Origin of the sequence: Streptomyces sp. NBC_01351 (assembly GCF_036237315.1) — a bacterium.
In the GTDB taxonomy this organism is placed as follows: Bacteria; Actinomycetota; Actinomycetes; order Streptomycetales; family Streptomycetaceae; genus Streptomyces.
Genome location: NZ_CP108356.1, coordinates 762,917 through 774,596, shown reverse-complemented (window position 1 = coordinate 774,596; position 11,680 = coordinate 762,917). Strand labels below are relative to the sequence as shown.

7 protein-coding genes are annotated in these 11,680 nt (G+C 74.2%); all 7 read right to left on the bottom strand.

What is annotated here, in order from left to right:
* Positions 1-17 precede the first annotated feature (17 nt).
* Entirely contained in the window at positions 18-536 is a 519-nt protein-coding gene (locus OG625_RS03800; RefSeq protein WP_329376637.1) for a hypothetical protein, read from the bottom strand.
* A gap of 50 nt (positions 537-586) precedes the next feature.
* A complete protein-coding gene (locus OG625_RS03795; protein ID WP_329376636.1) occupies positions 587-1,339 on the bottom strand; it encodes an SDR family NAD(P)-dependent oxidoreductase in 753 nt (250 codons plus the stop codon).
* A gap of 73 nt (positions 1,340-1,412) precedes the next feature.
* Positions 1,413-3,422: a hypothetical protein gene (locus tag OG625_RS03790; protein ID WP_329376635.1), complete on the bottom strand. Its 2,010-nt coding sequence runs from the start codon at positions 3,420-3,422 to the stop codon at positions 1,413-1,415.
* Positions 3,419-4,561 (bottom strand): VWA domain-containing protein, encoded by a 1,143-nt coding sequence (locus OG625_RS03785; RefSeq protein WP_329376634.1) that lies wholly within the window; start codon positions 4,559-4,561, stop codon positions 3,419-3,421. The genes OG625_RS03790 and OG625_RS03785 overlap by 4 nt, the downstream gene beginning before the upstream one ends.
* Entirely contained in the window at positions 4,558-6,939 is a 2,382-nt protein-coding gene (locus tag OG625_RS03780) for a DUF5682 family protein (RefSeq protein WP_329376633.1), read from the bottom strand. Before OG625_RS03780 ends, OG625_RS03785 begins: the two co-directional genes overlap by 4 nt.
* Before the next feature lie 7 nt (positions 6,940-6,946).
* Positions 6,947-8,041, bottom strand: coding sequence for an ATP-binding protein (locus OG625_RS03775; protein WP_329376632.1), 1,095 nt, complete (start codon positions 8,039-8,041; stop codon positions 6,947-6,949).
* Entirely contained in the window at positions 8,038-11,646 is a 3,609-nt protein-coding gene (locus OG625_RS03770; protein WP_329376631.1) for a DUF4132 domain-containing protein, read from the bottom strand. Before OG625_RS03770 ends, OG625_RS03775 begins: the two co-directional genes overlap by 4 nt.
* Positions 11,647-11,680: the final 34 nt, after the last annotated feature.

The window sequence follows — 11,680 nt, the reverse complement described above, 5'->3', positions numbered from 1 at the left end:
CGGCCGGGACCGCGCCCTCAGCCACGTTCGTGCTGTGTGGTGGCTGCCGGAGGCGTACCGCGGCCGGCGAGCAGGGCGTCGAGGGCGGCCCGGGCCTCCGTGAGCCGGCGTCGCCACCGCTCGGTCCGCAGGGTGGCGAGGTCCCACTCGATCACCGGCTCGGTGCCGCTCGCGCAGTAGCCGTAGATCTGGCGGGCCACCTCGTCGGTGAGGAGGTGGTCGTAGTGGATCGACCCCTCGAAGCCGGCCCAGGCGACGGCCCGGTGGTCCTCGCACAGCCGCGCGAGGGCCGCCCGGGTGTACTCGCGCAGGTCGAGCGAGGTGTCCTCGAAGTCGAGGTCGTAGGAGATCAGCCCGAACGGTTCGACGGCCGCGGGCTGCTCCATCAGCACGAACGGCAGCATGTCGTCGGGGACGAGCCCGGCGAGGTGGAACGCCTCTGCCGGCAGCGGGGTGTTGCCCGCCCCGACGACGAACACGTTGACCGAGGCGGGACCTCGCCAGCAGAGGGTCTCGTGAATGTCGCCTTCCGGCATGCGGGTGCGGCTCCTCTTCGATTCGTACGGTCCGGTGCCCGGCCCCAGGCTCATGTGCGCAGGTAGGAGGCCCCGTTGACGTCGAGAACCGTACCCGAGCTCCAGAGGGCGCCGGGGGAGGCCAGGTAGAGCACGGCCGAGGCGATCTCCTCCGGGGTCGCGACCCGCCCGAACGGGCTCTGCGCGCGGATCAGATCGCCCTCCGCGCCGCTCAGCCGGCCCGAGACCCGTTCGGTGGCGACGAAACCCGGAGCCACCGAGGCGACCGCGATGCCGTGCGGTGCGAGGGAGACGGCCAGGGACTGCCCGAGGGCGTGCAGTGCCGCCTTCGTGGCGCCGTACGCCGGGTGGTCGGGCTCGCCCCGGAACGCGCCGCGCGAGCCGACGTTCACGATGCGGCCCGCCCGGCCGGCGTCGATCATGCGGCGCGCCGCGCAGTAGCTGAGGTTCGCGGCGCCGAAGAGGTTCACCGCGGCGGTGCGCTGCCAGGCCTCCTGCCAGTCCGCGTACGAGGTGGTGGGCACCGGGTGCGCGATCATCACCGCGGCGTTGTTCACCAGGACGTCCACCCCGCCCAGCGCCTCGTCGGCCTCGCCGACCAGCTCCTCGACCCGCGCCGGATCACCGAGGTCACCGCTGACCAGCACGTGTCCGTCGCCCGCGAGCGCGGCGAGGGTCTCCTCCGCGTCGGCCTGCCGGGTGGAACAGTGCACCGCGACCCGGTCGCCCTGCCGCGCGAACGCGACGGCGACGGCCCGCCCGATGCCCCGGGAGGCCCCGGTGACCAATACGCCCCGGCTCATCCGCCGCTCCTTCTATCCGTCACTGCCGGCGCCCGTTTCAAGATCGCGAGCCCGGCGCCAATATACGGGGCGATCATGTGGCCCGTACATGCAGTTCCAGGGCGCACAGCAGGTGGATCTGGGCGTCCACCCACGGCCGCGCCGCCGCGCCCGGGCCCTCCTCGCGGAGCGCGCCGAGGAAGGCCCGTACGAGACGGGCCGCCGTAGACAGGCCCGTACGGGACAGGGCGGCCGCGGAGTCCTCGATCACGGCGCGGGCGGGCTCACCGAGGCCGCGCAGCCCCAGGCCGGCCGCCGAGGCCAACGCGGTCAGGGCGCTCTCCATCGCCTCGGCCAGCGGGTCGCGCGGGCGCGGGACCAGGCCCGGTACGAGGCGGGAGCCGGCGGCGGGGGTGCCCGGGTGGGGGGCGGCCAGGTCGGGGACGGTCACGCCCTCGGCCGTCAGGACGGCGATCGGGTCGAAGAGGAGCCCGGAGCCCGTCACGCGGACCAGGGCGCTCAGATGGCGGACCTCGCCCCGCCCGCCGCCCAGGCACTCGGCGAGCACGTCCAGCGCGCCGGGACTGTACGGATTGTGCGCCGCGGACACCCTCCCGACGGCGCCCCACGCATCGCGCACCGTCGCCTCCAGGCGCTGCTCGGCCGGGTCGTAGCCGATCGTCCCGACCTCGTGGACCTCGACCACGTGGACGGATCCGGCCTCGGTACGCGGCCGGACCAGGTACGGCGGCAGCCGGTCCAGGGTGCGGGCGTGAGCGGCGAAATCCCGTACCAGCAGCGGCTCGGGCAGCTCGGCCCACGCCGAGCCGACCGGTGTCACGCTGGTCGAGGCGAGCCGGCTGCCGCCGATGGTGACGGACAGGCCGGGCGTACGGGAGGCACTCTCGCTCACCAGATTGCCGCGGGCCACCGCGCCCAGCGTGCTCCCCGCCAGCCGCCGCGCCGCCAGCTCGGGCCCGGTCGGATCCTGCCCCGGCGCCGACTCCCACCTGCGGCGCAGCACCAGGCCGGTGCCGGCACCGGCATGACCGAGGAACACCTCGGCAGTCCGCTCGCCGGGGCCTCCGCTGATCCGGCAGCCGAGCGAGGTGAGACGGATCCGGCGCAGCGGGGTGTCGCCGCGCTCCCCGGACCCGAGGACCTGGGAGGCGGCGAGCCCGCTCTCCCGGCCGGCCGCGCGGAGCCGGGCATGGAACTCGGTGATCAGCGCGGCGTACTGCTCGGCCCGGAAGCGGGCACCCCGCGCGGCATGGTCGTCGAGCTGCTCGATCAGCTCGGTGAGGATCCCGGCGGGCCAGTGCAGGGCCCGGGCGGACAACTCGTCCCGCAACCGGCGCAGTGCGGTGGCCAGTACCGGGCCCGCGTGGGCCGCGCCGTCCAGGAGCAGGTCGTCGAGGAGCGCGGCCGCCGCAGCGAGCTCAGGCGCGCCGGGCCGCGCCCAGCCGCCGCTCCCGCCCACGTCGACCTGGGCCGGCGGAGCGGCCGGATCGGCCTCCGTGGCTGCGCGGAACGCCCACACGGCGAGCGCGATCATCTCCCCGCGCCGGGCGGTGGCGGCGTCGGTGACCGCGTGCCCGATGCCGTCGGGCGCCGGGACCGGGAACCGTACCGTGCAGGTGGGCAGTTCGGCCCGGGCGGCGGGCTCCTCGGCGGTGGGGTGGTGCAGCCGGGCCGTGTAGCCGCGGGCGAGGGTGCGCCGGGCGGAGGTCACCGCACGGGCTCCCACGGCGGCGCTCAACGCCTCGTCGTCGAGGTCGGCCGGGGACCAGGGCACCCAGTCGGCAGGCCCGGGAGCAGGGGCATCCGCGTCCGCGACGCGTTGGCAGGCGAGGACCAGACCGAGCAGATGCCGGCAGACCCCCGGCGCCCCGCAGCTGCACGCACCCCGGTCGAGCCCCGCGCCCGGCGGCAGCGACACCCGCGTGCCGTCCGGGAACACGCCGTGGAGCGTGCCGTCGGCGTCCTCGGAGTGCACGGCCCCGGCGCCCGCGTCGAGTTCCTTGGCGGCGCGCTTGACCAGACCGCGGTTGGCGAGCGCCGCGAGGGTGTCGAAGTCCAGCGAGAGGAGGTCCGTACGGTTCATCGGCCCAGCCTCTCGGCGACGAACTCGGCGAGCTGCCCGGGCGTCATCGCGCCGACGTGCGCGCCCACGTCGGCGAGCCGCTGCGCGAGCTCGCGGTCGTACGCCGGGTTGGCGTCCTCGTCGAGCGCGGCCAGGCCCAGGACGGTCGTGCCCTGCTCGGTCAGTGCCCGGACGCCACGCACCAGCCGGTACGGATCGCCGCCCTCGTAGAAGTCGGTGACCAGCGCGACGATGGCACGCCGCGGGTTGTCGATCAGGCGGGTGCCGTAGTCGACGGCCTGCGCGATGTCGGTGCCACCGCCGAGCTGGACGCCCATGAGCAGTTCGACCGGGTCGGTGACGTCGCTCGTCAGGTCCACCACGCTGGTGTCGAAGGCGACCAGATGGGTCTTCAGGCCGGGCAGCCCCCACAAGCTCGCCGCTGTGACCGCCGAGTGGATGACGGATTCGACCATGGAACCGGACTGGTCGACCAGCAGGATGAGCTGCCACTGCTCCAGGTGCGGGCGGGTGCGCGAATGGAAGCGAGGCTTCTCGATCAGGATGCGCCGCTCGGCGGGCTGGTAATGGGCCAGGTTGGCCCGGATGGTGCCGCGGAAGTCGAAGTCGCGGGCGGAGGGCAGCAGGCTCGGGCGGCGCGAGCGGGTCCCGGAGAAGGAGCGCCGGATCTCCGGCTTCAGCTGCTCCAGGAGCCGGCCCACCACGGTCTCCACGATCCGCCGGGCCAGCCGCAGCACCTCGGGATTCATCAGGTGCTTCGTGCGCAGCACCGCGCGGAGCAGGGTCGCGTTGGGCTCCACGCGCTCCAGCACGGCCGGGTCCGTGACGATCTCGTGGATCTCGTACCGCTCGACGGCGTCCCGTTCCAGCCGTTCGATCGTCTCCTTCGGGAAGAGGCGGTGGATGTCGTCGAGCCAGTCGACCGCGGTGACCGCCGAGGGCCCGTCGCCGCCCTCGCGGGTGTGCGCATCGGTGCGGACCCCGCGCCGGGCCTGCTCGGGATCGCGGCCGTAGAGCCAGTCCAGTGCGGCGTCCCGGGCCGCGGCCTCGGGGCCGAGGGGACCGGTGCACCGCTCGGCGGGGGCGCCCAGGACGAGCCGCCACCGCTCCAGGCCGGGATCGGGGGTGGGGGCGGTCACGGCGCGGCCCGCAGGCCGTAGCGGTCGAGGGTGCGTTCCACGTGGTCCTCCAGGGTCCGGGCCCGCGCGATCAGCAGGGGATCGGCGGGGACGCGCAGCAGCGAGCGTGCCGAGCCGCGCAGGCCGCGCCGTTCGATCAGTTGGGCGGCGATCCGCTCGCGTTCCCTGGGCGGGAAGTACGCGAACGCCTGCCGCAGCGCAGGGAGGGCCGCCAGGAAGTCCGCCTCGGGCATGGCGCAGACCAGTTCGTCGAGTACGTCGATCAGCGGCTCGGCCCCGCCGCCCGAGGTCAGCTCCGTACGGGCGAGGGCGAACAGGCCCGCCAGCCAGTCGCCGAGCGTCCCCGGGGCGGCCGCCGCCCGGACCGCGGTGGCAGCGTCGAGGCCGCGGGCGTCCGGGCTGTGGGTGCCCCGGCTGCCGGCGTTCGGGCTGCCGGTGTCCGGGCCGCGGGTGCCGAGGCCGCCGGTGTCGCCCAGCACGCGGCGCAGTCCGAAGGCCGCGCCGCGCAGGTCGGCGGGGGCCGAGGGGTCCGCGCTGATCCGGCGGCAGACCCCGGCGACCGTCTCCCGCGACACCGACAGGAGCCCCCCGGCGTGCAGCACCGCGTCCCGGACACCGACGAGCGCGCCCAACCGGCCCTGATCGGGACCGCCCGCTCCCCGAACCCCCTCGGCCAGCCACAGGACGCGGCCGACGGCGGTGTCCACGGCGGCCGCGAGCAGGGGGTCGCGGGCCACGCCGTACACCCGGTCGTGCCGCCACAGTCCGAGGGCTGTGTGCAGGGCCTCGCCCAGCGGCCCGAGCACGGTCGCCCGGCCGAGCCCGGCGCCGAGCTCTGCGACCAGGCGGGCGGACAGCCGAGTGGCCCCGCACACCACGGCGTCGAACAGGACGCCGGCGAGCGCGGCGGGCTCCGTGCCCGCGGCGTGCATCCGGTCGTCGAGGGCGACGACCGCGGCCTCGTCCAGCGTCGCGCCAAAACCGCCCGCCTCGATCAGCGCGGCCTCGCGGCCCGCCGTCGTACGGGGCTCCCAGCGCTCGGTGAAGACCGGGTCGGTGCCGTGCGCGGGGCCGGTGACCCGGGTGAAGCCGGGTATGCCCAGCACCCGCAGCCGGTGCAGTACCTGGCTGCGGGTCAGCTCCGCGGGGTCGGTCAGGTGCAGGGTGACGGGTCGGCCCTCGCCCGGTGTCAGGCCCAGCGTGGCCAGCCGGGCCCCGACGTCGTGCACCAGCGGGGGCAGCGGGGTGTCGGGGTGCAGCCGTCCGACGCGGTCGCCCCCGCAGGCGGCGACCATTTCCACGACCACCGGGTGGGATCCGGGGCGCAGGGTGCCGCGCCGGGTCCACGGCAACGGCTCGTCGAGGGCATCGGTGATCAGCGCCCCGGCCAGGCCGTCCAGCAGGTCGAGGCGGGTCGGCGTCCGGTGCCCGCGCAGTGCGGCGAGGCCGAGCGCGGTGCTGTGCGCGGCGATCAGCCCGGCCGTGGAGACCGGATGGCCGCGCTCGCGCAGCCGCCCGGCAACGGCCCGCACCAGTCCCTCGCCTGCGGCGCGCGGACCGGCTTCCCACAGCCGCTGGTAGTACGCGGGCGAGGGCATTCCGGACTGGTATCCGGCGAAGGCGTCGAGCTGCCGGAAGGAATACGGCACGAGGAAACTCCCGCCCACGGCCCCCTCCGGCGGCCCGGGCACCTCCGGCCACCCGCCATCGGGCGCGGCTGCGGCCGTCAGGGCCACGAGCGCGGGCCGGTGGAAGCCGCCGGTGACGACCAGGACGGGGCGGTCCCCGGCCGAGGCCACGGCGGCGCGCACCCAGGCGGCCATGTACTCCTCCCGCGCCCGGTCGCCCTCGTCCGCGACCGCGTCGCCGCGCACGAGGTCGAAGTACGCCTCCAGCCGGGCGGCGAGCCCACCCTCCTCGGCGTCCGAAGGGGACTCCGGATCCGACTCGAACATCCGGTCCCACAGCGCGTCCACCGAATCGACCTGGAACCGCCGGCACAGCCGCGCCGTCGCCTCGGCGTAGCGCGCCTCGGCGTCCGCGTACCGGTTGGTGCGCCCGGCGAACGCGGGATGCCAGGCGGGCAGGTCGATGAAGCGGACCTCCGCCCCCGCGGCCCGGCCCGCCGAGAGCGCCACCCACTCCGGCGAGTAGTCGCACAGCGGCGCCCACGAGGTGGCGGTGCGCTCCTGATCCCGGTAGTGGCTGAACACGGCGATGGGGAGCTCGTGCCCCAACAGCAGCTCGTCCAGCCGCCCGTTGAGATCGGACGGGCCCTCGACCAGCACGTGCGCGGGCCGCAGCTCCTCGATGGTGCGGGCGACCAGCCGGGCGCACGCGGGGGAGTGGTGGCGTACGCCGAGGAAGGTGACGCTCATCGGACCGTCAGCCCGCCAGCAGGTGGCGGGCGGAGTGCAGGGCCTTCCACTGCGCCCCGCCGCGCTTGGCCACCCGCTGTTCGAGGTAGCGGCGCAGCCGCGCCAGGTCCTCCGGACTGTCCTTGGCCGCCGTACCGGCCAGGCAGGTCACCAGATCGGCCGCGTCGCCCGGCTCCCCGCGCAGGAACCAGCCCCGCACGCCCACCGCGTGGGCGACCGAGACGGCCTCGGCGGTGCTCATGACCGAGGAGAGCCGGTCCGTGGCCGTTCCGTCTCCGCCCATCCCGGAGCGCAGCTCGCGGAAGGTGGTGACGAGCACCTCCATGATGTCCGGGTCCGGCGCCGCGGCCACGCCCGAGCGGTGTAGCAGGGCCGTCGCCTCGGCCTCGACCAGGGCGATCTCGGTGCCCAGGTCGGCGATGGGGAACACGGTCTCGTAGTTGAAGCGCCGCTTGAGGGCGGCACTCATCTCGTTGACCCCGCGGTCCCGGGTGTTGGCGGTCGCGATCACGTTGAAGCCCTGGCGGGCGAAGACCATCCCGTCCGGACCCTCCAGCTCCGGAATGGCCACCACCCGCTCCGACAGCAACGACAGCAGGGAGTCCTGTACCTCCAGCGGGCAGCGGGTGATCTCCTCGAAGCGGACGAGGCGGCCCTCCCGCATCCCGCTCAGCATGGGCGCCGGCACCAGCGAGCGCTGGGAGGGGCCCTCGGAGACGAGGAGGGCGTAGTTCCAGGAGTACTTGATCTGGTCCTCGGTGGTCGCCGCGCCGCCCTGGACGATCAGCGTCGAATCACCGCTGACGGCCGCCGAGATCAGCTCCGACAGCAGCGATTTGGCCGTGCCCGGTTCACCCACCAGCATCAGGCCCCGGTTGGTCGCCAACGCCACCAGGGCCCGCTCGACCAGCGCCGTGTCGCCGACGAACTTGCGGCCGATGCCCGCCTCCTCGTCCCCGACGATGAAGCGGCGCGCGGCCCGCAGACTCAACTGCCAGCCCGGCGGCCGGTGATCGGCGTCGGAAGCCCGCAGGGAGGTGAGCTCCTCGGCGTAGCGGACCTCGGCGGGCGGCCGCTGCAACTCCTGCGCGGTCGTGGTCATGACGTGATCTCCGTCAGGTCGGCGAGCACCTCGGACACGATGACCGGCGACAGGTCGCCGAACTTCAGCGGGTACGTGCGGGAGCTCCAGTGGTCACCAGGCCGGGTGTCGAGCCAGATGGTCTCCAGCTTCTGGTCCGGGAACTCGTTGACCATGCCGACCGCGATGCCCTCGTCGAGCTGGATCACCAGATAGCGCTCGGGGCCCAGCCGACGGAAGAACCACCGCTCCACGCCGTTGTCCAGCGGTTCGCCGCGCTCCCAGCCGCGCTTCTGCAGCCCGAGCAGCTTGCCGACGGGCACCGTGAAGCCCTCGAAACGGGTGAGGCGCGCGCCGGCGGCCTCCTCCTCCGTCGCCGCCAGTACCGGCCGGCCCAGCTGCGGGAAGGGCTGCACGATCTCGTAGTCCGCGAACAGCTCGGACCAGGCCGCCAGATCACCCTCCAGGTGCAGCGGGTGCGCCAGCGTGATGCTCGCGTCGTCCCCGAACTTCACCGCCTCGTCCTCGACATCGGCGTACGTACGGTCCTCGGCCACCCGGAACGAGGTCACCTCGCCGTCCGCCTCGGCCAGCCAGACCAGGCGCCGCACCAGGTGCCACACCAGCGGATGGTCCACGAAAAGCTGCCGGAACTCGGCCCCCGTCCACGAGCGTCCGTCGACCATCGCGGCCTCCAGCCGCCGCACCTGGTCCGAGGCGATCGTCCGCACGTCCTTCTTCAACGCCATGAACCGCTTGCGCTCGTCCGTCGCGAGCTCCGCCTCGTCCTTGGTGCCGGGCCTCGGCAGGTCCTTCAGGCGCCGGCCCTCCTCGTCCAGCACGTACGGCTTGAGCTGCTCGTCGAACCCGACCGTGAAGCGGCGCGTGCCGTAGTCGATGACGGTGCTGCCGTCCGCGTCGAGACCGAGGTCCGGCACGAGACGGTCGGACAGCTGCTCACCGGTGAGCCCCAGCTCGGCGGCGACCTCGGAGATCTTCTCCTGCGCACGGAGCTTCAGCGCCTTGAACTTCACCCGCTGCGCGATCCCGTGCAGGTGCAGCAGCGCGACGTCGGTGCCGATCGAGGCCAGGACGTCGAGACCGTCGACGGCCCGGTGGTGGGCGCCCTCGCCGGGCCAGGCCCGGATCACCGGGGTGAGGTCGCGCACGGTCCCGTCGTCGCCGAACCAGCCGAGCGCGTGCAGCGCCCACGCCTCCTTGGGCGGCATCCCGGAGAGCCGCCATTCGGTGAACAGCGCCCACACGAAGGCGGTCAGCGACTCGTGGGTGCACAGGTCGCGCACCTGGGCCAGCCCGGGGAACTCCGCACTCGGCGTGGACACCGCCATCATGGTCAGCACGTGCCCGACCGCCGGGGCGGGCAGGGCGCCGCCGGACTCGAGCAGGATCTGCGGCAGCGCGTGCGGATCGGCCCAGTCGGCCGCCTTCGGCATTTTGGCGGGCAGCGCGGCCGTCAGCGGATCGGAACCCAGCAGCGGCTCCACGGCCTCGGCGGCCTCCGACCCGTACTCCGCCGCCACCTGGCGCACCGAGTCGGCGCCGTGCGCCCCGACGATCACCAACAGCGCCCGCTCGGCGGCGGTTCGCTCCGGACCGGGTGTGCCCAGCGCGTCGGGGACGAGCAGCCGCGCCGCGTCAGCCCCGTGCCGGACGAACCAGGAACGCGCCGTCTCTCCCGCCACCTTGAGGCGCACCAGCCACTCGGCCATCAGCCGGGCCACGCTCCGATCGAGGATCGGGAGGAGGAGCGGTGCCATGAAGGTCGGGTTGCGGGTCGCCATGCTCACGGCCACGGGAAGCGCCGCCAGTTCGTGGCGGGCGATCAGCGGCTTGAAGGAGCTCAGCCCCTCGTAGGTGTAGTCGTCGCTGTCCCAGTCGGCGAGCATCGGACGCACCAGCTCGACGGGCCCCTTGACGAACACCGCCAGCGAGAACCAGTACTTGTGGCCCTTGCGCATCTTCTCGATGTAGGTCTCCATCGGGTCGTACGGCTCCCAGCCGGTGACCCACGACTCCGTGGCGGCCCAGACCTCCTGCTCGCCCGCCCGCCAGGCCATCCGGACCTCGGACGGTGCCACCAGCCCGGTGACCACGCGCGGCTTGACCACGGTCCGCTTGCGCGTCCACGGCGGGCTGGTCAGCAGCGTCGGCAACGCCTCCGCCGGGGCGTCCTCCGCCCGGTCCGCCCGGTGCACGAGGGGTTCGATGACCGCGGCGACGTCCGGCGGGAGGGTCGACATCACGCTCGGCGCGAGCTCCCGGTGGGCGGCCACGTGCCCGACGAGCAACTGGCCGGCCGTCGTGGCCGGGGCGCCAGTGCCGAGCGAAGCTTCCGCCAGCATGCGCAGCGCCCGCGCCGGGAAACGACGTGCCGCGGTGGTCGCGGCCGCCCGTACGTGCTTGTCGTCGAGGCGGTCGACCAGGAAGCCGAAGGCGGCGTCGGAAGGCAGCTCGGCGAGGGCGCCGGCCATGGACTTGGTGCTGTCCGTGTCGATGTACCGACTGTTCAGCTCGCCGGCCAGCAGCGGGGCCATCCCAGCGGCCACGCCCTCCGCGAGGCTCGCGATGACGGCCGCGTTCCAGCCGCGCCAGCCGAGCTCCACGCGGTCGCCGAACAGGGTGACCTGTTCGGGCGATCCGAGGGAGCACAACAGCATCTCCCGCACAATCCGGTCGGGGTAGGCGCGCGCGGTGGGATCGGCGCAGCATTCGTCCACCCACTCCTGCTCCGAGGGGACGAGGAAGGAAACGGTGACGCGTCTGCGGATGTTCCTGCGGTGCCCGGCGAGCGCGGTGACGGCAGCCTGGTAGGTCGCCTCCTCGGCCACGGCCAGCAGGGCCCGGACGCGGTCGACGGCGGAACGGGCGCTCGGCCGGTTCCACCCGTGTCCGCCGGGTTCGGGATGTGCCTCGACTCCCTCGACGGTGCTCGACGAGCCGCGTGACAACCACTTCTTCTGCACTTCCAGGGCCTCGACCGTGGCGCAGGCCGCGAACGGCAGGCCGAAGGCGTCCGCCCACGCGTCCGCGACCACGGCGAACCCCCTGTCCTGCGGGGTCAGGATCGTCGCGAGTACCGCGGCACCCAGGGGGTTGTGCCCTCCGGCCTGATGGGCCCGGGCGGCCTCGACGAGCTCAGGGTCGCTGTGCGGTGAGCCGAGCAGCCGCTCGACCTCTGCGGCCTCGGCGTGCAGCCACTGTTCCCACTGCTGCCGCGCGCTCCTGTCGATGCCGGCCACGGTCCGGGCCACGCCGCCACGGCGCGGATACAGATTCCGCTTCCATGCCGCGGGCAGGACGAAGGCGTCCTCGTCCGCGGGGACGACGGGGACCGCCGCAGTGGCGGCCACGTCGGAGGCGCCCGGCTCCACGGGGGCGGGAGCGGCGGCGCCCTCGGCCGCGCCGATCTCCGCGTACCCCTTCCGCTCCTTCTCCGCTATCGACTTGACCAGGTGTGACTGCGCTTCAGCGGCGGAGCCGAACTCCTTGACCCGGCTCTGGCCGTTCGTCCCGGCACGCCCGAACCGGACGGTCACCGAGGTGCCTTCCGCCTCCGCCTCCCAGAACTTGGCCGAGCCGCCGTCGACGTACTCCCAGCGCCGCACGCTGCCTCCCCTTGTCGCGCGTGATCAGTTGACC